This is a genomic window from Vibrio tapetis subsp. tapetis (genome assembly GCF_900233005.1).
Classification (GTDB): Bacteria; Pseudomonadota; Gammaproteobacteria; order Enterobacterales; family Vibrionaceae; genus Vibrio; species Vibrio tapetis.
Genome location: NZ_LT960611.1, coordinates 2,381,679 through 2,405,386 on the forward strand (window position 1 = coordinate 2,381,679; position 23,708 = coordinate 2,405,386).

At 42.3% G+C, this 23,708-nt stretch carries 24 protein-coding genes and 3 pseudogenes; 15 read left to right on the forward strand and 12 right to left on the reverse strand.

The features are described from left to right. Window positions 1-220: 220 nt before the first annotated feature. The 4 genes from VTAP4600_RS10545 to VTAP4600_RS10560 all read left to right on the forward strand — a co-directional run bounded on the left by VTAP4600_RS10545 (window position 221) and on the right by VTAP4600_RS10560 (window position 4,252). Entirely contained in the window at window positions 221-1,162 is a 942-nt protein-coding gene (locus VTAP4600_RS10545; RefSeq protein ID WP_102522759.1) for a retron St85 family RNA-directed DNA polymerase, read from the forward strand. Continuing rightward, a complete protein-coding gene (ptuA, locus tag VTAP4600_RS10550) occupies window positions 1,155-2,837 on the forward strand; it encodes a retron Ec78 anti-phage system effector ATPase PtuA (protein ID WP_102522760.1) in 1,683 nt (560 codons plus the stop codon). Before VTAP4600_RS10545 ends, ptuA begins: the two co-directional genes overlap by 8 nt. Beyond that, entirely contained in the window at window positions 2,834-3,478 is a 645-nt protein-coding gene (ptuB, locus tag VTAP4600_RS10555; protein WP_102522761.1) for a retron Ec78 anti-phage system effector HNH endonuclease PtuB, read from the forward strand. The genes ptuA and ptuB overlap by 4 nt, the downstream gene beginning before the upstream one ends. A gap of 399 nt (window positions 3,479-3,877) precedes the next feature. Then, on the forward strand, window positions 3,878-4,252 hold the full coding sequence (locus VTAP4600_RS10560; RefSeq protein WP_102523962.1) for a regulator: 375 nt from the start codon (window positions 3,878-3,880) through the stop codon (window positions 4,250-4,252). 95 nt (window positions 4,253-4,347) lie between these two features. On the opposite strand, the gene VTAP4600_RS26695 is transcribed toward VTAP4600_RS10560, so the two are convergent. Next, window positions 4,348-4,578 carry an HNH endonuclease signature motif containing protein gene (locus VTAP4600_RS26695; protein ID WP_102522762.1) on the reverse strand — a complete coding sequence of 77 codons (231 nt, stop codon included), beginning with the start codon at window positions 4,576-4,578 and terminating at the stop codon, window positions 4,348-4,350. Window positions 4,579-4,777: 199 nt separating this feature from the next. On the opposite strand from VTAP4600_RS26695, the gene istA reads away from it, so the two are divergent. Both istA and istB read left to right on the forward strand, forming a co-directional pair. After that, window positions 4,778-6,310: an IS21 family transposase gene (istA, locus tag VTAP4600_RS10570; protein WP_102521770.1), complete on the forward strand. Its 1,533-nt coding sequence runs from the start codon at window positions 4,778-4,780 to the stop codon at window positions 6,308-6,310. 9 nt (window positions 6,311-6,319) lie between these two features. Next, a complete protein-coding gene (gene istB, locus VTAP4600_RS10575) occupies window positions 6,320-7,060 on the forward strand; it encodes an IS21-like element helper ATPase IstB (protein WP_012397030.1) in 741 nt (246 codons plus the stop codon). Window positions 7,061-7,062: 2 nt separating this feature from the next. On the opposite strand, the gene VTAP4600_RS10580 is transcribed toward istB, so the two are convergent. From VTAP4600_RS10580 to VTAP4600_RS10590, 4 genes are all read right to left on the reverse strand, one after another. Next, window positions 7,063-7,266: a hypothetical protein gene (locus tag VTAP4600_RS10580; RefSeq protein WP_102522763.1), complete on the reverse strand. Its 204-nt coding sequence runs from the start codon at window positions 7,264-7,266 to the stop codon at window positions 7,063-7,065. A gap of 407 nt (window positions 7,267-7,673) precedes the next feature. Then, complete coding sequence (locus VTAP4600_RS26240; protein ID WP_231897788.1) at window positions 7,674-8,183, reverse strand: group II intron maturase-specific domain-containing protein; 510 nt, start codon at window positions 8,181-8,183, stop codon at window positions 7,674-7,676. A 2-nt stretch (window positions 8,184-8,185) separates the two neighbouring features. Further along, window positions 8,186-8,887, reverse strand: coding sequence for a group II intron reverse transcriptase/maturase (gene ltrA / locus VTAP4600_RS26245; RefSeq protein ID WP_231897789.1), 702 nt, complete (start codon window positions 8,885-8,887; stop codon window positions 8,186-8,188). 887 nt (window positions 8,888-9,774) lie between these two features. Further along, complete coding sequence (locus tag VTAP4600_RS10590; RefSeq protein ID WP_102522764.1) at window positions 9,775-10,929, reverse strand: HNH endonuclease; 1,155 nt, start codon at window positions 10,927-10,929, stop codon at window positions 9,775-9,777. 522 nt (window positions 10,930-11,451) lie between these two features. Between VTAP4600_RS10590 and dinB the strand changes: the two are divergent. Beyond that, window positions 11,452-12,520 (forward strand): annotated as a pseudogene (dinB, locus tag VTAP4600_RS10600) (DNA polymerase IV). Between the two features lie 165 nt (window positions 12,521-12,685). On the opposite strand, the pseudogene VTAP4600_RS10605 reads toward dinB, so the two are convergent. The 4 genes and pseudogenes from VTAP4600_RS10605 to VTAP4600_RS10620 all read right to left on the reverse strand — a co-directional run. Then, a pseudogene (locus VTAP4600_RS10605) lies at window positions 12,686-13,537 on the reverse strand (flagellin); the annotation flags it as partial. Between the two features lie 392 nt (window positions 13,538-13,929). Beyond that, window positions 13,930-15,063 (reverse strand): flagellin, encoded by a 1,134-nt coding sequence (locus tag VTAP4600_RS10610; protein ID WP_102522767.1) that lies wholly within the window; start codon window positions 15,061-15,063, stop codon window positions 13,930-13,932. Window positions 15,064-15,200: 137 nt separating this feature from the next. After that, complete coding sequence (locus VTAP4600_RS10615; protein ID WP_102522768.1) at window positions 15,201-16,100, reverse strand: Dyp-type peroxidase; 900 nt, start codon at window positions 16,098-16,100, stop codon at window positions 15,201-15,203. Between the two features lie 82 nt (window positions 16,101-16,182). After that, window positions 16,183-16,641, reverse strand: coding sequence for a DUF2919 domain-containing protein (locus tag VTAP4600_RS10620; protein ID WP_102522769.1), 459 nt, complete (start codon window positions 16,639-16,641; stop codon window positions 16,183-16,185). 63 nt (window positions 16,642-16,704) lie between these two features. Between VTAP4600_RS10620 and VTAP4600_RS10625 the strand changes: the two genes are divergently transcribed. Together VTAP4600_RS10625 and VTAP4600_RS10630 are read left to right on the forward strand one after the other, a co-directional pair. Further along, entirely contained in the window at window positions 16,705-17,055 is a 351-nt protein-coding gene (locus VTAP4600_RS10625) for a DUF2956 domain-containing protein (protein WP_102522770.1), read from the forward strand. Next, entirely contained in the window at window positions 17,055-17,384 is a 330-nt protein-coding gene (locus VTAP4600_RS10630) for a DUF4156 domain-containing protein (protein ID WP_102522771.1), read from the forward strand. Before VTAP4600_RS10625 ends, VTAP4600_RS10630 begins: the two co-directional genes overlap by 1 nt. A gap of 98 nt (window positions 17,385-17,482) precedes the next feature. On the opposite strand, the gene VTAP4600_RS10635 is transcribed toward VTAP4600_RS10630, so the two are convergent. Further along, window positions 17,483-17,764 (reverse strand): winged helix-turn-helix domain-containing protein, encoded by a 282-nt coding sequence (locus VTAP4600_RS10635; RefSeq protein ID WP_102522772.1) that lies wholly within the window; start codon window positions 17,762-17,764, stop codon window positions 17,483-17,485. 332 nt (window positions 17,765-18,096) lie between these two features. On the opposite strand from VTAP4600_RS10635, the gene VTAP4600_RS10640 reads away from it, so the two are divergent. From VTAP4600_RS10640 to VTAP4600_RS10655, 4 genes are read left to right on the forward strand one after another with little or no spacing between them, the layout of a single operon-like run. Beyond that, on the forward strand, window positions 18,097-18,444 hold the full coding sequence (locus tag VTAP4600_RS10640) for an ArsC family reductase (RefSeq protein ID WP_102522773.1): 348 nt from the start codon (window positions 18,097-18,099) through the stop codon (window positions 18,442-18,444). A gap of 15 nt (window positions 18,445-18,459) precedes the next feature. Beyond that, a complete protein-coding gene (gene dapE / locus VTAP4600_RS10645; RefSeq protein ID WP_102522774.1) occupies window positions 18,460-19,596 on the forward strand; it encodes a succinyl-diaminopimelate desuccinylase in 1,137 nt (378 codons plus the stop codon). Window positions 19,597-19,629: 33 nt separating this feature from the next. Next, entirely contained in the window at window positions 19,630-20,307 is a 678-nt protein-coding gene (locus VTAP4600_RS10650) for a M15 family metallopeptidase (protein ID WP_102522775.1), read from the forward strand. Next, window positions 20,307-20,498: a DUF2897 family protein gene (locus tag VTAP4600_RS10655; RefSeq protein WP_102522776.1), complete on the forward strand. Its 192-nt coding sequence runs from the start codon at window positions 20,307-20,309 to the stop codon at window positions 20,496-20,498. The genes VTAP4600_RS10650 and VTAP4600_RS10655 overlap by 1 nt, the downstream gene beginning before the upstream one ends. Before the next feature lie 56 nt (window positions 20,499-20,554). Here VTAP4600_RS10655 and bamC read toward each other — a convergent pair whose 3' ends face one another. Both bamC and dapA read right to left on the reverse strand, forming a co-directional pair. Beyond that, window positions 20,555-21,583: an outer membrane protein assembly factor BamC gene (bamC, locus tag VTAP4600_RS10660; RefSeq protein ID WP_102522777.1), complete on the reverse strand. Its 1,029-nt coding sequence runs from the start codon at window positions 21,581-21,583 to the stop codon at window positions 20,555-20,557. Between the two features lie 51 nt (window positions 21,584-21,634). Next, the gene (dapA, locus tag VTAP4600_RS10665) at window positions 21,635-22,513 is read right to left on the reverse strand and encodes a 4-hydroxy-tetrahydrodipicolinate synthase (RefSeq protein WP_102522778.1); all 879 of its coding nucleotides are present in this window, start codon (window positions 22,511-22,513) and stop codon (window positions 21,635-21,637) included. A gap of 235 nt (window positions 22,514-22,748) precedes the next feature. Between dapA and VTAP4600_RS10670 the strand changes: the two genes are divergently transcribed. Both VTAP4600_RS10670 and bcp read left to right on the forward strand, forming a co-directional pair. After that, window positions 22,749-23,291, forward strand: coding sequence for a glycine cleavage system transcriptional repressor (locus VTAP4600_RS10670; RefSeq protein WP_102522779.1), 543 nt, complete (start codon window positions 22,749-22,751; stop codon window positions 23,289-23,291). A 24-nt stretch (window positions 23,292-23,315) separates the two neighbouring features. Next, window positions 23,316-23,642 (forward strand): annotated as a pseudogene (bcp, locus tag VTAP4600_RS10675) (thioredoxin-dependent thiol peroxidase); the annotation flags it as partial. Window positions 23,643-23,708 lie beyond the last annotated feature (66 nt).

Sequence of the window (23,708 nt, forward strand, 5' to 3'; positions counted from 1 at the left end):
CATTAAAGAGCTCTTTAGCTTAAGACGAATTACGTCTAGTCGGGTGATTAGCCAGACTCTAACTTATTGAACGGGATTGGTTGCGAAATGTACTTACTTCTTCGCGATCCAAACTCGTTCCTCCTTTAGACCGCGAAGAAGTAAGTACATTTCGCTGTCTCTAGTAAAGAGCTAAGCCCAAGAGTATTAGTACTTTTGGGCTTTTTTTGTTGAGAGGTTTATGAACTTAGTAAAGCAACTAGCAAGGCACCTAAGAAAAAGTGAGTCTGAAGTCATACGTTTTTTGGTAGATGCCCCAAGTAAATATCGTGTGTACAAGATCCCAAAAAGGTCACACGGACATAGAGTTATAGCCCAGCCATCTAAAGAACTCAAAGAGTACCAGAGGGCCTTTCTGGCTATATATACATTCCCTGTGCATCCTACAGCTATGGCATATTGTGAAGGAAAGAGCATCAGAGAAAATGCTCTTGCTCATGTTCAGAACAATTATCTACTGAAAACGGACTTTGAGAATTTTTTCAACTCTATAACCCCTGCCATCTTTTGGCAAAGTGTAGGGAGTTGTACAGTTGACACACCAATGTTTACCACTCAGGAAAAGAGGCTTGTTGAAAAGCTTATCTTTTGGTGTCCGAGCAAGACGGAGCTAGGTAAGCTTGTATTGAGTGTCGGCGCTCCTACTTCACCAAGCATATCTAACTTCTGTCTCTATGAATTTGACCGTTTTATGACTAATGTCTGCAGCGATCAAAAAATCACTTATACAAGATATGCTGATGATTTGACATTCTCAACCAACGAAAAGAATACGCTCAACACTATAGTTCCTGTTATCCAACAACTATTAGTCGAGTTCTTCTCGTACAGCCTTAAGCTCAACCACAGTAAAACAGCTTTTTCATCGCGTGCGCACAACCGACATGTTACAGGCATTACACTTAGCAATGAAAGTAGACTCTCTTTAGGAAGGGAACGTAAGCGATACATCAAACATCTAATAAATCAATTTAAGTACAATTTATTAGATGGCTCGGATATCAGACACTTACAAGGACTATTAGCATTCGCTCAACATATTGAGCCAGTTTTCATAAGCCGATTAAAAACTAAATATACGAGTGAGTTAATTCAACGAATCTACGAGGCAAGTCATGACTAGCAAAACAAAAAATATCAAAGAGCTAGAGCGAAGAGCTAGGAAAAATGAGCTACTCCCAGCCTTTCAGCTTTATCAGAACTATGCTCATGGTCTAGATGGTCTTGCTATAGATGAGGAGCTAGCTAATCATTACCTATTACAATGTGCTAGGTACATTGAGAGCAATAGTTCAGATATTCCTGACATCTTTGTACCCCAAAATAAGCTACATTTAGCAAACCTTGAACTATTCGATTTTCGTCGATTTAAAAACTTACGTATGTCCTTCGAACCGGATCTAACTGTGATAATCGGGAATAATGGGCAAGGTAAAACCACAATCCTTAACGCCATATCCAAAACGTTAAGTTGGATTAATGCCAATATTCTTAAAGAAGAAGGTGCTGGTCAGCGATTGAGTGAACTATATGATATTAGAAGAGGCTCCGATAACTCTTACTGTGATGTATTAACAGAATTTGAATATGGTTCTGGGTTAAAGCGACTACCTGCACGTCTATCAAGAGCAAGTCTTGGAGCTTCCGAAAGGCGAGATAGCGATGTAAAGAACCTTCGAGAGCTTTCTAATGTATTCCGCGTTGCAAATAAAAATAATGCAGTAAACCTCCCTTTGTGCGCCTTTTATTCCGTAGAGCGCTCTCACCCATTATCTCGCTTAAGTAAGGACAATGTGTCACTTAGAGAGGAACGTTTTGACGCGTACAATTCTGCTCTTACTGGTTCAGGCAAGTTCGAGCATTTTGTAGAATGGTTTGTAGCTCTGCATAAAAAGTCAGTAAATGATAAATCTAACGAAATTGAAGCACTAAAGCAGCAAGTCAAAGATCTAGAGTCCTCTGTTGACAGTGGAATCATGTCATTAGAACCTATTCTTAAAAAAACAAGGGATCAACTGAATGATGCTTTATCTACACTGAAGTCCGCTATCACTAATCAGGTACTAACAGATGCACAAACAAAAAAAATAGTCGTCCAAGCTATCTGTAGTGTCATTCCAAGCGTTAGTGATATGTGGGTTGATACAAGTACTGGCTCTGACGTCGTTTTAGTAAAAAATGACTCCATTGATATCAATATTGAACAACTTTCAGATGGGCAGCGCACTTTCTTAGGGCTAGTTTCCGACCTAGTTCGTCGCTTAGTAATGTTAAACCCTAAACTCAATAACCCTCTTGAAGGGCAAGGAATTGTCTTAATCGATGAAGTCGAGTTGCATTTGCATCCTAAATGGCAGCAGGACGTTTTGTTAGACCTTCAAACTTGTTTTCCTAACATTCAATTCATTGTTACAACACATAGTCCATTAGTGCTATCTACCGTAGATAAAGATAACATCAGAGTTTTTGAAGGCACAGATGCAAAAGGTAGAACTCTCATAGATGCTCCCGACTTCCAAACTAAGGGGATCCTCAACTCGGACGTTTTGGAGCAGCTAATGGATACTTTTGCCGCTCCTCAACGCATAGAAGAAACTCATTGGCTAGCTAAATTTGAAGCTCTCTTAATCGGTGAACATTACGATGATAATTCGGAAGCGCAAGCTCTGTATGAAGGCATACGTAAACACTTCGGTAAGAATAGCTCTGAGATAAAAAAATGCGATAGCTTAATCAGAATTCAGAAAATGAAACTCAAGGCTAAAAACGCCATTGAGAAGAAGAGAGTTGGTGAATGAAAAAATTGCATCGCCATCCTTCAAATTGTTTAGTTGGTCTAGTCGCAGGACAAAACGACTGGATGAAAGAAGCCCCTAAAGATGAAATCTGGATTGAGTTAGACAAAATGCAAAGTGGGTATTGCGCATATTGTGAGTGCCACTTAAAACGAAAACACATTGAGCATTTTAAAACCAGAACAGCCCACCCTAGAGAGACATTTAGTTGGGGCAATGTATTTGGCTCTTGCGGCGATAGTTCAAAGGCTGGGGGGTGGGGGCGCTGTGGGATCTATAAAGATGCAGATGCAGGTAAATACAATATTGCAGAACTAGTCAAACCAGACGTAGATGATCCTAATGATTATTTTCTCTTTCTAATTTCGGGCATAGTGATTGCTCGCCCGAGTCTAACAGGGTCTGCGTTGCGCAAAGCCGAGGAAACAATTAGGGTTTTCAATCTAAATGAAGATAGTGCTCTTTTCAACAGCAGACGAAAAGCGATACTAGCCATACAACAAGAAATAGATGAGTTATATCAGATGCAGGAAGAGTTAGGTGATCTCTGGGAATCTTTTCTGGACGAAGCATTAACAGATGTTTGTGGACAGGAGTTTCAAACGGCTTTGGAACACTCTTGGCGTCACAACCTCTCATACTAAGAAACTGAAGCCATATTTATTAATCCATTAACTGATTTTGCATATGTTAGTTATGCCCTGGCCTTTGAGAGGTAATGATGTGAAACCCCTCTCAAAAAACAGTCGTGCCTACCATTCTCGCTATATAGTCGTTGATTTATTGAGTTAAAAAACAAGAGGGTACTTTCGAATTAGAAAGTGCCACGGGTAAAAATTCACAACGGGTAAAAATTCAGCCTGTGAAGGTTTTGAACAAAAATGAGTCTCAGGAATTCTAATATTAGTGATTCATGAATAACTTTTTATAAGGCAAATTTGCCAATTAATACGCCTTTGTACGGTGTGCACTTTGTCTGCGTGTGTTTAATGCTGCATATCTTGTTATTGCAGTGCAACTTCTTGTATTTAGATGTTTTATCTGTGAAGTATCGCGAAATGAGTAAGAATTACATTTTTCGAGAGTTAGAGTGCCAAATGACCAAGGAAGAGGTTGCTGAACTGTGCTTTAAAACTGTGAGAACTGTCACAAGTTGGGGTGGTGGAAATCCAATCCCTCCTGAGTGCAAAAGACTCATGAGAATGGCGAAAGTTCGGGAACTAAGCGTTAGTAAAGATTGGGAACAGTTCAAAATGTTGTACGACAGTATGGAGCTACCGACTGGCCAAGTGGTGAGGCCACAACAAATATTGGCGGGAATAGCGCGACTAGGGATTCAGTCTGAATTAGAGATTAAGACTTCAACTCACTTATTGAACCTTGCTAGAGCCATAGAAAACATTAAAAGAAAAATGTGATTATCGTATAACCGCTACTTCAGTGAAAAGAAAACCAACGACGGAATTAAAAACTCCGAGAAGTTGGTTTTCTACTTGTATTCTACATCGATTAGCTAAACTTTAAGTTCTTTACCTGTTTCTGCATCGATATTTTTAATCCCATCTCGGTAGACTGCTTTAGTCAAACGGTCATCTTGTCGAGATGCATTGTTTTTCCAATGCAAAGGTCGAAGATTACTTAGATTGTCACTACCACCTTTTGAAGCTGGAGTAATATGATCAATTTCCCATCCATATACTGAATCACGTTTACCTGCGTATTTCGGAGCATTGCGATCACCTATTTCGGCATTATCCGATCACCTGTTTCGGTTTAAACCGATCGCTCATTCCGCAATAATCCGATCACTTTAGCCCAAACTCCGAAATGGGCGATCGGAATAGCGAAATCACTGATCGGATACTCCGAAACCCTCCCTTTTTCTCTTTTAAATCAACCAGTCGCTATCCTTGTTAGTAGTCGTATACAACTAGGAAGTGATGATGCCAAAAAAGAGAACACCAATGACAAAAATCAAAGAGGTTTTACGCCTTAAATTCGAGTGCGGATTGTCACACAGAAATATCGCTTCCTGTCTGAAAATTGGTTGTGCGACCGTATCTGAAATCATCAGTCGTTTTAATCAAAGCCAAATAGGTTGGCCGCTCCCTGATAGTTGTTCAGATACAGAGTTAACCAATGCGCTTTATCACCCAAAAGGAGCGAATAAAGCCAAAGCGATGCCAAACTTCGCTAACTGTTGTACGGAACTAAAAAGAAAAGGCATGACGAAACTGCTGTTGTGGGAAGAATATTACGAGCAATATCAGGAGCGAGCCTACGCTTATACTCAGTTCTGTGAACATTACATGCGTTGGTTAAAGAAGCAGAAGCGTAGCATGCGACAGACCCACATCGCAGGTGACAAGCTGTTCATTGATTACTGTGGCCCAACGATCCCAGTCGTTAACCCTGACACGGGAGAGATCCGTCATGCCCAGGTTTTTGTTGCCACTCTTGGTGCATCCAATTATACCTACGTGGAAGCAAGTGAGAGTCAAAAACTAGAACACTGGCTGGAAGCCCATGCCAATGCCTTCGAACACTTCGGCGGGGTTCCAAGGTTGTTAGTCCCTGATAACCTGCGTTCGGCTGTCACTAAACATGACCGCTATGAACCTCAGCTCAACGATAGTTACCAGAAACTATCTAACCATTACCAGACGGCTGTCATGCCTGCTCGACCATACAAACCTAAAGACAAAGCAAAAGCTGAAAATGCAGTGCTCATTGTTGAGCGTTGGATAATGATGCGACTACGACACAATACCTTCCACACGTTCAAAGAGTTAAACCTAGCCATCCGTGAGCTAATGAATGATTTGAACCAAAGGGAAATGAAACAGCTAGGAGCCAGCCGTCAGGCACTGTTCGAGCAGTTAGATAAACCAGCATTGAGACCACTTCCAATCCAACGCTACATCTATACCGAAACTAAGCGGGCGAAAGTTGGGCCTGACTACCACATAGAGTACAGAAAACATTACTACTCTGTGCCTCACCAGTTAGTGGGACAACATGTTGAACTTGAAGCCACTTCCCGCTTGATACGCATTTATTATCAAGGAAACCTAGTCTCACAACATCCATGTAGCCCAAAAGAACGAGGGATAAGCACTTACCCCGAACACATGCCCAGCAACCATCGGTATCAGAAATGGTCTCCTGAACGATTATTGCGCTGGGGAGAACATATTGGCGCTGCAACTCGTGAAATGGTGAATGTTCAATTGATGAAAAAGGCACACCCTGAACAAGCTTATCGTAGCTGTCTTGGCTTATTGAACCTGAGTAAAAAATACGGTGATGTTCGTCTAGAGCAAGCCTGTAAGGATGCGCTTCTAATCAATAAACCCTATCTTAAGTTCGTCAAAAACTTGTTAGTAAACCATCGGGAAGGCCAACTCTCATCAGAAACTCAAACCACACCCAACATAGAGCACAGCAATGTTCGTGGCCCTGACTTTTACCACTAGGAGTACGTAATGAACCAGATAAATGAACAACTAAAAGCACTTCGCCTTGGTCATGCAGCACAAGCTTTAGAGCAGCAACGTGAGCAGCTATCCACTTACGCAGAGCTAGCGTTCGAAGAAAGGTTAAGCTTACTTCTAGAGAGTGAGTTGCTTAACCGAAACCAAACTAAGATCCAAAGGCTCAAGCGACAAGCCAAGCTCAGAGTAGATGCGCAGGCAAGCCAAATTATTTACAAAGAAGGGCGAGGTCTAATGCGGAGTCAGATGAGTGAACTTCTGACAGGAATCTATCTGCACAAACATCAAAATATCTTGATCACTGGCCCTACAGGAGCAGGAAAAACCTATATCGCTTGCGCTTTATCGGCTCAGGCTTGCGAGCAGCAACATAGCGTTCGATATTACCGTTTGAGTCGCTTACTGGATGATCTAAGTTCAGGCCGTCTTGACGGCACATATCAAAAACAGCTACTGGCACTATCGAAAAAAGGCTTACTCGTCCTAGATGACTGGGGAATGGAAAAGCTCACTCAGGATCATGCAGGTCATTTACTGGAGTTACTTGAAGACAGATATCAGGTCAGCAGCACGATGATGATAAGCCAACTTCCTGTAAAAGAATGGTACAACATGATAGGTAACGCCACGGTTGCTGATGCTGTTTTAGACCGATTAATCCATAACAGCCACCGATTAGAACTAGGAGGGGAATCAATGAGAAAACTGGCGCAATCCGATCAGTTAGAGTAAAACTAGAGGTAGAGAAAAACGGCAGGGTCAGGTGATCGGATTAAACCGAAACGCCCGATCGGAATCGCCGAAATACGCATACCATAAGCGTTTCGCTTTATCCAAGCTGTACACTGGTCATTGCGATAACCCATTTCCTCATTTTTATCACTAGAAAACTGAGCTTTTGCCCATACATCATCTATTTGTTTTTGAGTCCAAGACATTTCTAACTACTCCATAATGGTTAACCACAATATATATGGGGATAATAAACAATAATTCAATAACACACATTGAAATTAATTGCTTAAGTGTTAGGTATTAGATGTGAGGTTCCTATATTTAAACGCCGAGTTTTCCTGTCTAGTTCTTTGTTACTACAATTTATCTTTGAATTTACACAGAGACGGTTGTGTGAGTGCTGATAGATAGGTTGAATTTACCCCCGTGATACAACACGGGGATTCACAACTAACAGCATTAGAAGAATGGATAACTTTTAGTAGGGCAAAAGCTCGTGAACAGGATGTGAATGAGTCAAAGGTCTAAGCAACTTTGGGGCATCGAGTAGGGTGAGGCGTCTCCGCCTCATCCCTCTCACAGAACCGTACGTACGGACCTCGTATACGGCTCATGCACATTTCCATTCAGCATAATGGCTGAACACATATCCTGTCCTAACGTGTTCAAGATTCACTAATCCAAGGTCGTTAAACCATTGATTTGGCATCGAGTAACTGGCTAATGGACTCGCAGCATTTCTCCAACTATCCATACAGATATACCTGAATGACCCTTCGTAACCTAGCTGTCTTAGCCTGCGGTGGAGTCGGGTCGGTTTTTTCCATAATCGTAATTGGACGCTGCGAAGTCTTCGCCTTAACCACGCGGCCAGTTTCTTAAACTCCCTGTTGGCATTCGCTATTCGAAAGTACTGGCTGAACCCTCTCAGAAGTGGATTCAGTTGTTTAATGACTTCTAACAATGGCTTACCGCCATTGCGTCTTGTCACTCGCTTCAACTTTCCTTTGAACGTCGACATTTTCTTTGGCTGAATACGGCTATAATGGCTACCGATTTCTATTCCAAGGAATTTCACACCTTCGCCGCTGTGCGCTATGTGTGATTTGGTTTCGTTCACCGTTACTTGAGCTGTTTTTCCAGGACCTTCGTTGCCTGTACTTGCGCATCTTCTGCACCTTTACGGCTGCGACAGAAGATCAGTATGTCGTCGGCATAACGGACTATTCGATGTCCTCGCTTTCGCATCTCTTGATCAAACGCATCCAGATAGATGTTCGCTATCAGTGGGCTTATTACTCCACCTTGCGGACTACCTATCTCGGTATGCTGCCACTCTCCATCAACCATTACGCCACTTTTCAGGAACTGTTTGATGAGCTCCAGTACGCTACTGTCTGTGACTCGTTTCTTAATGCTTTTTAGAATAAGCTCGTGGTCGAGCTTATCGAAGCACTTCGATAAGTCCATATCTACGACGTGTTGCATTCCGTATCGACGGATGAACATCGTCGCTTTGTTTATAGCATCGTGACAACTTCGATTCGGTCTATACCCAAAGCTGGATGGGTGAAACTGCTCTTCGAAGATTGGGGTTAATAGATCATTTAGAGCTTGTTGGACAACTCTATCCCGTACTGTTGGGATCCCAAGTAATCGCACCCCACCATCATCTTTCGGTATTTCTACCCGTCTGACGGGTTGAGGGGTGTATCGCTTGGTTTTGAGTTCCAGAAGAAGTTGATCTAGGTTATCACTCAGATTTTGGGCGTAGTCGCTTAGGCTCTGCCTATCTATTCCGGCCGCGCCTTTCGCTTTCCACACTTTTTTAATCCTTTATAGAGTCGCTCTTTGTGGAGCAAGTGACCATATACACTGTAGTAAACTCTCAACTTTTTCCTTTAGATTGTGTGCCGTGTGGGGACAAATGCTCTCTCACAGTGTTGGTGTATTTCACTCCACTCTCTAGCCTTCTAGCTCAATGGCAATTTACTAGAGTGAGTCAGAGTTACTCCCTTGTACGGTTTCTCGCTTCAGTGCTTTGCTTTCACAAAGACCGAGACGGAATACCTCGATAGCTAATCAACTTGTATACCACTGAAAAAAAAACATCTGCTCATCACAGACTTAAAATGTACTTCATCCCTTCGCAACACCAGATTGCTTTTGGCAAAATGTTGTCCCATCAGACGTGTTACTGATGGTCAGCTCAGTTTTATCCTCCACACCATTACTGGGCTTCACCGGCCGAGCTTTACTCACTACTACGGATTCATCTGCCACCTCGCACCAACATAGATCTTGGCTCTCGCCTTGAGTTTATGCTTCCGACGTTTGCTCGGATGTGGTGTCAGGCTTCCCCAGTTACTGCACTGGCTCCCTGTTAACAATGCCACCCTCAAGCACAATCTAGGTCTGATTGAGTATCGGGCTTCACGCTATTTTGCACGCTTACCCACCTAAATTGCCGAATCAGGTTCACTTTCGTTGTGTACTGTTAACTTCCTATCGCTTCCTTCAAACCCTGCCGTTGGCCAGCAACGCCCTTGCGATTCGGATTATCTTCCCCTCAATCAGGGTGATTTAGGCTTCTTTCAGCCTAATGGGTTTGCCAGCTTCGCTGGGCAAACAAAAGAGAGCTAGAGACGAAGCTCTAACTCAATTCGCGGGTATTAGAAAAGTATCTTAAAGCCATAATCGTTTGTTGTACTTTATAGATTGATAAAGAAATCTCGATGTGCATCAACTTTATTCTTAATCTCTACAAGATCACTATTGAATGTAGAACCACCATTGAAAGCCAAAAGATCTTCCAAATTGAGCTCCAAAACTCTATTTAGCGGCTTAATTAACAAGAAGCATTTACCAAGTCCCAGTGAATCAACTAGATTTGGAGCGATGCGCTCGATTTCTGCGCAACTTATCACCCAATTTAACTGCCTATTAATATTAAGGTTCAATGCTATATGACCATTCGATGGGATCAGTGAAATAGTGGTGCCAAAATCAATACCGCATTGTTGCTTTAAAAAAAGATCGTTTTGATTGTAAGCCCCTGCCCCTTTTATCTTAGGTTTTTCATCGTTAGGCTTAAACCACAAAGCCTTATACAACTCGTCAGCAGCTGAGCCAACAATGGCACTTTCTCCAAAACAGACATATGAAATACCAATTGCTAGTTTAGCTAAAAAGCGAATATCAAAGTCCATATACATGGATACTCTATTTTTACGCTCTTGACCATTTGAACAATTGGATCGAAAGTAATTAATGCGCTCTAAGTCCAGTTCACTTGGTTCACTAAACCCAATACTTTTAGGATCTGCACCTTCAACAGTAGTACACAGTATTTTTTCTACTTTTTTACCTACAAACGCATCCTTAAATGCATTCCATGATATCTCTGGAGCTTTATTAGATCTGGTGGAAAAAAGAAAATATGCTCTAGACCTTATTTTCTTAACAGCTCGTGGGTTGCCTCCCGAATACCAGTACTTCTGCTCATCGTGTGGTCGCACCCAAAATACTTGCTCTCCTAGCGGGCCTAACCAAAGTTCACAGACTTCATCCGATTTAATATTTGGTGGCAAAAGATCACACACTCCCATACATCGAAGAGGTAAACCATTGTTTAGTTTTGGATCAAACAAAGAATAAGAAACTTCATTTAACTGGTTAAAAACCATGAAATCCTTCTCAAACGCAGCATCAACAAACAGACCAAGATTATTATTGCAAGTAATACAAACATCTCTGGTTTTTAATCGGTCAGGAGCCTGTGAACCACCTAAGAACTGCGGAATGACATGTTCTAACCCAAATTTTTCATCCTCTTTTTTCTGTCGACAGTAAATGCAAGTTTTCATATATCCTCGAAAAAATCACTTTATAGATGGATTTATTGTGTATCTACATTCCGTATATATTGCTGTTATTCATTATGAAACTCAACAGGTATCAATCTGTTGTGTGAATAGATAAAAAGTTACCGTATAAGTGCCTAAAGTATGGATTAGATTAATTTGGTCAATTTGTAGTACTAGCTAGGTAATCAGTTCGTTGGGGCTAAGAAGGTTTGGGGCAAAAGTGACTCACATCTTTACAGTATCTATGACCCAGAAAGACGTAGGGTAAAGTCTTGGCTCTTAGCGAGGTTTTTACTATTGGTCGTAAAATTAGTGACTTAGCCGAAAATTCTGTGATGGTAAGCATCCTTACTCCCACCGGCAAATTTTCTTTGTAGATACACTTCTCGATAGCTGGTTGGGTATACAGTATAATAATGAGGATATTTGTGGAGCTCAGTTTGTTTGTAATGAGCTTTTGGGTAACATAAAGCTAATGGTGACTTTAAGTACTTGGTTGCCTGTGTTTTGGGTGTAATGAAAATGCTGAAAAAAATCATACACATAGACCTTGACTGTTACTATGCCGCAGTTGAAATGAGAGATTATCCTGAGTTAAGGGATATACCATTGGCGATTGGCGATTGGTGGCTCCCAGAATCAGCGTGGTGTGATCTCAACATGTAACTATATTGCTCGAAAATATGGTGTTCGCTCTGCAATGGCGACCGCTCATGCTCTGAAACTATGCCCAAATCTAATGGTTATAGGTGGAGATATGGAAAAGTATAAGGCTTTATCCAAGCAGATCCATGCAATCTTTGCTCGTTATACCGACCTTATTGAGCCTATATCGCTTGATGAGGCTTACCTTGATGTGACAGATTCTCAACTATTTAGGGGGTCGGCAACATTAATCGCAGAGGATATTCGAAAGGCCATTGAATCAGAATTAAACCTTACGGCCAGTGCCGGAATAGCCCCTATCAAATTTGTTGCAAAGGTCGCTTCCGATATTAATAAACCAAATGGAATTTGTGTCGTAACTCCAGATGAAATAGACAGATTTGTTGACGATCTAGAATTAGGCTTAATTCCCGGTGTTGGTAAGGTAACACTGGAGAAGCTGCATAACCTTGGTTTGTACCAAGGTATTGATGTTAAAAATTACGACCAACACATGTTACTCAAACATTTTGGTAAGTTTGGCAGTTCCCTATGGGAGCGCTGCCATGGAATTGATCGTCGTGAGGTAACACCAACAAGAATTAGAAAATCCCTTGGTGTTGAACGGACATTTGCTCAAGATATTCTGACTGAATCAGAATGCCTAGAAGTTATTGAATCACTATATGATGAACTAGTGAGACGATTCAGTAAGGTTTCTCATGATAAAAGAATAATCCGTCAGGGTCTTAAACTTAAATTCGATGACTTCCAGCAAACAACGGTTGAACATAAACAAATCAGTCTTGATAAAGCTTTTTTCTCTGCTTTATTAAAAAAAGCTTGGGCGCGAGCTAATGGCCGAGGAATTCGTCTTATTGGATTAAGTGTAGGGTTAGAACCTCAGGAAGGTCAGTCCAACACCCAGATGACCCTCAAGTGGTGAAAATGTAAGTGTAAATGAAGCGTTTACGAGGCATTTATCTTACGAATCTCGTGAATTTTCTGTAAGTGGATTATGTAAGTATATTTTTTAGTTTAACTATATATTTTTAACAATTATTTGCTCATTATCTCACTAAAATTTACATTTTTTACCCGATAGTCTTTCTACAGAGGTTACATCAATACTATCAACCGTTACATTGCCACTCTTAGCAAGGCCTAGGTCTGACGTTAGTGAACCACTGAACTCTACATCGCCCGCAACTTTGTTGTTACCAGCAAATACTTGTAGCTTACCTTCTTCCGTTACTGACGCTTTTACCATGTCAGTTTGACCATTGATGTAGGTTGCCAACTCTTCTACATCATCGCCTTCTTTAGCGGTGATTGAAAACGTCTGCTCGACACCCGCGTTGTCTGTCAGCTTAACATCCAATTGGTTCTTGCCTGCTTCTACTGTCCAGTCTTTGTCTTTTGCATTTGCTGCCTGGTAGCTAGAGCCACCCATTTGACCGTTATCACTGCGCATGTCTTTCAACGTTAGCATGACAGCTTCACCGTTATCAGCACCAATTTGGAATGACGCAGTGCCGTATGTGCCATTAAGAAGCTTGTTACCACCGAATGAGGTGGTTTCTGCGATACGGTTTAATTCATCATTAAGTGCCGTTACTTCTTCTTGAATCGCTACACGCTCTGATTTAGAGTTCGAGCCGTTTGATGATTGCAATGAAAGATCACGCATACGCTGTAGAATGTTCGTCGTTTCATTCATTGCACCTTCTGCAGTTTGTGCAATTGAAATACCGTCGTTGGCGTTACGAACAGCAACATCAAGACCACGGCTTTGAACATTTAAGCGGTTAGAGATTTGCAGACCCGCTGCATCATCTTTTGCACTGTTGATTTTTGAGCCAGATGACAGTCTTTCCATTGATGTCGTTAAATCATTCGATGCGTTGTTTAAGTGACGCTGCGCGGTCATCGCTGATACGTTGGTGTTTACTGTCATGCCCATGATGAATTCTCCAATTGATTTTTCGTACTGCGGCTTTCGCCGTCGCGAAAAACCAAGTTGATTTATTTAAGTTGTTCTTAGTAACGACACCAAAGCTAATTCCTTTAGCCGTTTTCCCAAATAAATTCACTTTAATGGTTTAAGTGGCCATTTTTTCATCAAACGGTTATTTTTACGCATTTTCCTCTAAAGTGTTTTACTTTACCGCCGATAAAGATTTCTTTTTTGTCTTATAAAGCCTTTAAAATAAAGGGATAAAAGCCAATATAAACAAACGATATGAGGGAAAAGGCAAATACATTCGACGCTTATTATTTACCCACAATAAGCAACAAGATACAGATTAATCATCATTTATGGCCTGTTAGCCGTGAAAAATATAAAGAAAAGAGTTAACCGAGTAACGTAAGAGCCATATTGGGCGTTTGCTTCGCTTGAGCAAGAATGCTGGTGCTGACTTGTTGTAGGATTTGCTGCTTGATCATATTGACCGATTCTTTGGCAAAATCGGTGTCTTTTATACGGCTGTTAGAAGCGGCTAGATTCTCATTGATGTTATCCAGGTTATTGATGGCATGGTCAAAACGGTTTTGGAATGCCCCTAACTCTGCTCTATGACTATCAACAAAACCAAGCGCACTATCAATGATAGACACGGCACGTTGTGCGCCACCAACATCGGTAATTTGAATATCATTTACCGTTTCTAGTTTGGGCCCTGACATACTCAGTTCTGCGGCCAGTTCTCCTGAAAAGCTTAAGCCACTGGCAACTTCGTTACTGCTAGCAAAAACTTGCAGTTGCCCTTTCTCATTAACCGAGGCAGAGATCTCATCTGTTTGGCCGTTGATGTAAGTGGCCAGTTCTTCAATATCATCGCCAACTTTGGCGCTGATGTTTAAAGACACGGCCTGACCACTAAAATCTGTAAAACCAATATTAAACTGGTTATTACCTTCGCTAACCGTCCATGACTTATCCGCCATACCTTGAGCTATGTAGCTCACGCCGCCCATCGCTAAGGTATCAGAGCGCATATTCTTGATGCCAACCATGACAGATTCACCCGCGCTGGCGCCGATCTGAAATGATGCATCACCGTATGTTCCATTCAGTAACTTCTGACCGCCAAAAGACGTCGTTTCTGCGATACGATTTAGCTCATCATTTAAGGCAGACATTTCTTCTTGAAGCGCGGTCCGTTCAGCCCCACTGTTTGAACCATTGGAAGACTGTAACGACAAATCTCTCATCCGTTGTAAGATATTTGTGGTTTCTTTCATCGCCCCTTCGGCAGTCTGCATGATGGATATCCCATCATTGGCATTGCGTACCGCGACATCCAATCCTCGCATCTGAGTTTCTAGTCGATTCGATATTTGCAGGCCTGCGGCGTCATCCTTCGCCCCATTAATACGACTCCCTGAAGCGAGTCGCTCCAAGGATTGGTTCAATGCACTGGTCGCTTGGCCTAAATTTCTTTGGGCCACCAGGGCTGGAACATTGGTATTAACAGTAACTGTCATCGTGCTCGCTTAAGTAAAGGCGTATCAAGTAAAAAAATGGTGATCATCTTAATAACGGCTGATTACTCGAATACTTAACTGGAAAGCAAAAAAAACCTCACTTAATGAAGTGAGGTTTTTTAAATATGAAGCTGATATTAGATCGTAGTGGCTTCTAGCATCTCAGGAGAAGGCGAAAAGAAATACGCACCGGTTACTGCTTTGGTAAAGCGCAATAGTTGATCAGATTGACCATCAGTTACGCCATACATGCTTTCAAGCATTGCTGTGAAATTATGTACCGTGTTGCAATAGGCGATGAACAATAGACCATGATCACCAGACACACTGCCATAAGGCAAACTGTGGCGAACGATTTTCAGGCCCTTGCCTTTTTCTTTAATATCCACTCTGCCCACATGGGATGCGGCAGGCACATCATCCAACTCAATCGAATCTGGCTTAGTGCGACCAATAATTTTTTCTTGAGCTTGAACAGACATATTGTTCCAAGCTGGAAGTGTATGAATGAAACGCTGTACCATCACGTAACTGCCACCAACGAAATCGCCATCGTTGATGTACGCCACTTCTGCTCGCTGTTCACCTTTTGGATTTTCAGTACCATCGACAAAATCGGTCATATCTCGGCTATCCAAATAACGGTAACCGTAAGTTTCATCCACCACGTTAACGTAAGCGTCGACGTCAGTGAGCAGTTTTCGTAGTACATAAAAGTGCAAATCATGACGGTTGGAGTGGCAATGAAGTAAAACGTCTACGTCTGTACTTGGGGCGTGAATGTCACCCTCGCCTAGTTCTGGAAATTCAACCAATTCACTTGGCATCGCTTGATTGGTTTTAGCCCAAAACCCATGACCGAATGCTAAATCTAATTTTAAGTTTGCGTCTGGCTGCTGTTGATTTAACTCGGCCACTAATGAAGGCAATGTTTTTAATTGCTCTAGCACTTGGCTATGAGAAGACGTAACTTTTAGCTGTACGTACAATGCAAATGGCCCGGCTTCTGCTGTAATCGCAGACAGTGAATTCGACATAACACCCTCACTTTTTTGGTGATGCTTAAGATAGCGTCACCATTTATTATATGAATAGATTTTTGTTTATCATGAGCTATTATCAATCCAGATGCTTTGCTCGTAAACAAGTTTTCACCCGCTTACTTTGCAAAAGAAACAAGATAAACCATACAAGTGTTACCGCTGAAATGGAGTGTGCCCAACTAAAACGGTGACCACTTAAGATGATCTGGTAAATCACTAACCCCAATTGACTGACAGTGATGATCAAAGAATACTCTCGGCCATAGGTCATAATGCGGTTGATCATGGGCCGTTTTTCGTCTCGCAGACCAATCAACCACATCATAATGATAGAGGGCAACCCCATAGCCAAACCAATATAGAGCGTTTCCCTAACTGGGTAGATAATTTCTAGTAACTTTCCGCCCGATTCACGGCTCACACCAGCAACGACAAATACAACCCAGGCTTTGGCTAAAAATACCCAGCCTAACCATAGCCATACGGGTACCTTCAAAAAGCCGTGTTTGTCATAGTGCTCAATAGGATAACGCACCCTTACCTCTTCAATTGGAAAAATGATAAGCTGTCATCAAAGCACACTAAGACAAGACACGCAATGAATCAGAAAAAAGTGATACCGTCGGAACAAACTCAAGCTGAAGCCATGAAAGTCGCCAAAGCGACTCAAAAACAAGGACAAACAAAAGAGCAAACGAAACTGGTGGCTCAGGGTATTGAAAAAGGCATTGCGCTGTACAAGAAACAGCAAAAAGAAAAACAACGTCAAGCCGACCGAGCGAAGAAAAAAGAACGTAAACACAAACAGAATGAATCTCACGAAGAGAATTCAGATACTCTCAGCACTCCAGACAGTAACCCACAACAAACAAGTAAGTGGCTACCTTGGGGCTTATTAGTCATTAGCTGGATTGGCTTTATCGTATACACAACGCTAGGTGTTCAGTAATGAAATCCTTCCTCACTATTGCTTTGCTAGCTTTGCTCACTGGGTGTACCTCACCACGTAACCTGCTTAATGATGAGGCTCGCTTAGTAGAGATACATAAAAGCAATCAAAATATGATTGATCAATGTGAATACTTGGGTGAAGTTATTGGCAGTGAAGGACACTGGTATAGCTTTTTTCTATTTGGCAATGATGCCTTAATGCAAGGTGCCATTAACAGCCTAAAGAATAAGGCACACCTGATGAGCGCTAACACCATCCTTCTATCAGAGCCACAAACATTCGCCACATCCGTCACGTTATTGGGAACGGCATATAAATGCGAGTAATGATAAATAAGCATGGTAAATCAAAGACGAAAAGAGCCAGTAATGACTGGCTCTACGGTACATCAATTACGCTAAATTGATTTCTATATGGGCGTCTCTTAAAACCCTAACGTGGTCGCTATATCACCTCGGCGATCCAGTACCCACTGACAGTCAAACGGCCCCCAATCTGAAAGCTGATAATACCCATCATTATGACGTCTACCATCTTGAATAAACATCAGTTCAATCCCTAATCCGGGTAATGCCTTCAACACATCCTGAATGGTTCTACGTGGCCATCCCGTTTTCTCAATAAGTTTCGGGACGTTTGGTCTTTCAAGACTTTCAACCAAAAGGGCTAAATACAAGCGCCTTGCAAACACAGGATTCAATTCCATTGATACCTCCTAAAGCTGTGCGTCTCCATTATTTCTGTTCTAGCACATAACATGTTGCGTTTGATCAACTTTGTTCTATTTGCACCATAAATAACCGACTTATTACGGCTAGAATACCAAATTAGCGTAATATATTGATATTTAGTTACAAAACATGGCCAATATTTTTCGAGTAAATACCCCATTTATGCAGGTACAACACGGCGTCTAATCCACTTTCGAGCTCACTAAGAGAAAGTACGTCATCTGATGCCTCTGCCTTCATACCTTTCCCCTTGCTCCCGACGCCTAACCTGTTAGGATTTAACCTTCAGTTTTTAAAAGGAACACCCATGACTATCACCATGTATGGTATCCCCAACTGCGACACAATAAAAAAAGCCAAAAAATGGCTACAAGCAGAAGAAATCGCATTTGAATTTCACGATTACCGCAAACAAGGCATCGACAAATCATTGGTCGAGACTTTCTGTCAAAAGTTAGGTTGGGAGTTAGTTCTCAACAAACGCGGCACCACCTACCGTGCTTTGAGCCAAGAACAAAAAGACACGCTCAACGAAGAAACTGCCATCACATTGCTGGTTGAGCATTCAGCCATGATAAAGCGCCCTATTTTAGTGGTAGATGGTCACTATCATCTTGGATTTAAAGCTGATCAATACTCAGCCATTTTTAGCTAACAAGGAACATCAAGGATGACAGATAGCCCGGTATTGGCACTTGCCAAAGATCTTATTAGCCGCCGCTCGGTAACACCGGAAGACGCAGGTTGCCAAGAATTAATGATCAAACGATTAGAAGCGATTGGCTTTAAAATCGAAGTCATGGAATTTGAAGACACACTCAACTTTTGGGCGCGTCGTGGTACAGAATCCCCATTGTTTGCTTTTGCAGGCCATACAGACGTTGTGCCCGCAGGTAACGAAGATCACTGGCATACCAAACCATTCGAACCAACCATCATAGAAGATCACCTTCATGGACGTGGCGCAGCCGACATGAAAGGATCTTTAGCTTGTATCATTGTCGCTCTGGAGCGCTTCATTGCTGAGCACCCTGATCATCAAGGTTCTATCGGCATGTTAATCACCTCGGATGAAGAAGGTCCATTTATCAATGGTACGACTCGAGTAGTCGATACGTTGATGGCGCGTGGTGAAAATATCGATATGTGCATCGTAGGCGAACCTTCGAGTACTCATCACGTTGGTGATGTAGTGAAAAATGGCCGTCGAGGCTCCATCACCGGTGATCTTAAAGTGAAAGGTGTACAAGGTCATGTTGCTTACCCACATATTGCGATAAACCCTGTTCACTTATCTCTATCTGCACTGGCTGAACTTGCCTCTACCAAATGGGATGACGGCAACGAGTTTTTCCCGCCGACGAGCTTTCAAATCCCGAACCTACACGCAGGCACTGGTGCATCTAATGTGATCCCTGGCGAATTCAATGTTCAATTTAACTTCCGTTTTAGTACGGAACTGACCGACAGTGAAATCCAACGCCGCGTACATTCCATTCTCGACTCTTATGGATTTGAGTATGACCTAAAGTGGACGTTAAGCGGCCAACCTTTCTTAACCGGAACGGGTAAATTACTTGAAGCGGTAGTGGAAGCGGTAGCGGAAGTGAATCATCAAAAACCAGAACTGCTGACCACTGGCGGCACATCCGATGGTCGTTTTATCGCGAAAATGGGTGGGCAAGTCATAGAGCTTGGGCCAGTCAACGCCACAATTCACAAAGTAAACGAATGCGTAAGCGTAGCAGATTTAGAAAAGCTGACTGACATGTACCAAAAAACCGTCGAAAAGCTGCTCACTAAATAATGCAGTAAAAAGCCAAATAAACCGAGAAACAAGATGAATCCCGAACAACTGACCGGCAAATCTATGGGGCATTTGATAGAAGTATCGACCCATACTCAAACTTTATTACTTCACCATCAAATGAAGCAAGCTTGGCTGTCACTCTACAAAAAAGCCAAACAAGACGGGTTTGAATTGACCATTGCCAGTGGTTTTCGGGATTTTTCGCGTCAGCGTGCAATTTGGAACGGAAAATTTAGCGGTGACAGAGCAATTCTCGATGGTCATGGCCTGCCACTCGATACCGAAAAGCTCAACGATGATGAAAAAATCTCTGCCATTTTAAGATGGTCGGCACTACCTGGTGCCAGTCGTCACCATTGGGGCTGCGATATTGATGTTTATGCCAAAAATCGGCTTCCTAATAACACCCAGCTTATGCTCGAACCATGGGAATACGATAGCGGCCACCAGCACGAGTTTAAAGCTTGGATGGAGCACTCATTACCTGAGTTTGATTTTTTCTTCCCTTACGATGTATTCAGAGGTGGCGTCGCCGCAGAGCCTTGGCACATCAGTTACGCACCGGTTTCAGTAACAGCCATCGAATTATTAACGCCTGAAATCATTGAGGCGGCATTAATGTCTGATCCCATTTTAGGTCAACAAAGCGTGCTAAGCTGTTTAAATGAGATCTACCGAACCTACGTCACTAACATAGGAGACGCATAATGGAATTCTTAACCAATCCTTGGGTCATCACGATTATCGTACTGGCCGTGATTATCGGTAACATTATGGTGCTCAAAAACACTGCCAATATGAAATTTGATAAACCAACTCGATCATCACAAGATCTCGATCGTTTAAATGAACTCGATAAGCAAAGACACGAAGACGAAGAAGAAGAGCAAAAAAAATAGGACACCCAAAAGGTATCCTATTTCTCTATACAACTCGCCAGATATACTATCAGCGTTTATTTTTCAGCGTTGCGGTCAATCAATGTCGCAATCACCGGAACCATCTCAGCAAGTACTTCTTCATTAACAGGTTTACCTGATGAATTGGTAATATTCACCGATGTACGGTTGTCTAAATCCCCCATTAGGAACTCAAACTTACTGCCACCCATGTCAAATGGTTTCACACCAACACTCTGCCAGAATTCATCATTTGGCTCTGCGTATTTAACCTTAATAACACCTTGAGATTGATTTCGCTCTTCAACCTCAAAACCCATTTTCGGTAAAATATCAGGCATCAAGCGCCACAATACATCGTAAGGTGTGCGAGCAATAATCACGGGTAAACCGCTGCGATCTTTACCCATAGAAATCGGGATATGCTTCACGAGTTCTTCTGCGCGTTTTTCCGCTTCAAAACGAAGGTTTTGATCATAGGCAGACATCACTAAGTTGGTCATAAGCGTGTTGTAGCGAGCACGGTTTGCCGTTGATACAGGCACAACTTTGTTGCCTTCACGCCAATCGATCAATTCGATTTTATAACCAAAACGACGATTGGCTTCAAAGCGTTCGATCTTATAACGAGAACCAAGTTCAACATCTTCATCTTCTGAGTTCCAAGTAACCCAGTCTGTTTCGATCAGTGAATCTGTTTGAGTGCGAACCCCAGTGTTATGATGATCAATCATAGCCAGAGTGGTTTGCCACACTTTGTCACTCTCTTCTTTTTTCACCAACCAAAGCGTGATCAAGCCATCTTTTAGTTCAGTACGCGCACCAGGAATGAGTGACAGCACTTGTTGAGGAGGACGGATATCAACCGCTTTACCTAATTCACCATGAAAATCGCCAGAGGGGATATCAAAGTCTGGGTAAAATTGTGGGGTCGCCTCTTCAGGAAGCACCATCTGTTGAAGTGATGGCGTTTCAAGATAAGAGAAATCATCTTTGGCTTGTCGGCGATCCGATGGATCACTCGAGCAAGCGCTTAGAACAAAAACAGCCAGTGAACCTGTCACTAGCTGAGCAGAAAGCTTCATCAGTACTCCTAATGCTTTCAAGGGAGCAAGCCGCCCCCCTATTCAATATATTTAGATAATGCCAGCATCGGCCATTGCTTGGCGAACCACTTGTTGAGCTTCTTCAGTTAGCTCTACTAATGGTAAACGTAAACCACCATGGGCAATTAAACCAAGTTGTAGTGTCACCCACTTAACTGGAATTGGGCTCGCTTCTACAAACAAGTTTTTATGCAACGTCATAATGCGTTGATTGATGATTTCCGCTTCATCAAAGTTGCCTTCAGCCGCCAACTTAAACATGGTTGCCATATCAGCAGCTGCAACATTTGACGTCACAGAGATAACACCTTGACCACCCTGTTTAACAAACTCTAGGCCTGTTGCATCATCACCACTTAGTAAGATGAAATCTTTGCCACAAAGTTCATGATGTTTTTCAATTCGTGACAGATCTCCCGTTGCATCCTTAAGAGCAACGATTTTATCAAGCTTTGAAAGGCGAGCGACCGTATCAGGAAGTAGGTCTACTGCAGTACGCCCTGGTACGTTATAAAGAATGATAGGCACATCACTGACTTCAGCAATGGCTTTATAGTGTTGATACAAGCCTTCTTGCGTCGGCTTATTGTAGTACGGCGTTACGCTAAGTACGGCAACAATGCCCGAACCTTGCAATAATCGGCTGAACGTCACCGACTCATGAGTTGCATTTGCACCCGTGCCCGCGATAACAGGAATACGGCCATCAGCATACTCAACTGTCTTTTGGACGACTTTGACATGCTCTTCAATAGTAAGTGTTGCCGATTCACCTGTTGTTCCCACAGCTACAAGTCCGTCTGTGCCGGCAGCAACGTGATATTCCACTAGTTTCTTCAGGCTATCGTAATCGACTTCGCCTTCTTCATTAAATGGGGTAACTAGCGCAACTAAGCTTCCTGAAAACATGTCCATCTCCTTTTCAAATTCATTCTTCATGGTACTGTAACATCCCAAAGAAACACAAGCGTTCATGAGCTGTTAGATGACAAACTCACGTCAATATTTGGCGTTAATACCATTTCCTTGAACTATCTCGCCCGAAAACACCGCTTTAAGTAGATAATTATTCAAGCGCCTTAACTACCTACGCTAATTTCCTGTGCTACCATGCAAAATAACATCCACAAAAAATCTGCATATCATGCCACAACATTTAGTGATTACCGCCGTTGGCGAAGACCGTCCAGGTATTAGCAATTGCATCACCCACCTCGTAACAGAAGCGGGATGCAATATCATCGATAGCCGCATTGCACTGTTTGGCAATGAGTTCACCCTGATTATGCTACTTTCTGGCAACAACAACAGTATCGCTCGGGTAGAAACGAGTTTGCCACTCATCAGCCAGCAGCACGACCTAATCACTATTGTGAAGCGCACATCGCCTCATACGCAGAGCGACAATGTATATCGCGTAGAAGTGTTTGTTGAATCTGAAGATAAATTAGGGCTCACTGAAAAGTTCACAGAGTTCTTTGCCGAGCGTGGCATTGGTATTTCGACTTTAAGTGCACAAACGATCAGCAAATTAAAGCTAGACACTAAACAAGACCAGTTTCATATTACTCTTGTGGCTGAAGTAAATAATGACTGCAATCTCATGCAGCTTGAAGAAGAATTTCAAAGCTTATGCAGCGAATTAACGGTGCAAGGCTCACTTAATTTTATAAAAAACAGTCAATAAGCATAATAAAGAAAGGAAAGCTCAATGAATACCTTAACCGCAGGCACCCCAGCTCCTGCCTTTTCACTTTTAGACCAAGATGGCAATACCGTTTCTCTCGCAGATTTCGCAGGTAAAAAAGTCCTCTTTTATTTCTACCCGAAAGCAATGACACCAGGTTGTACTGTTCAAGCTCAAGGGCTTCGTGACACCAAAGCGGAATTAGACGCCCACAATGTTGTGGTACTTGGCGTAAGCATTGATCCAGTAAAACGTTTGGGCAAATTCATTGAACGTGACCAACTCAACTTCACCCTGTTATCTGATGAAGATCACGCAGCAGCAGATCAGTTCGGTGTTTGGGGGAAAAGAGATTCACCCCTGAATAATTTTAATGACAGAAAACCTTGACTATTTTTTATGACAAATCTATCTTTG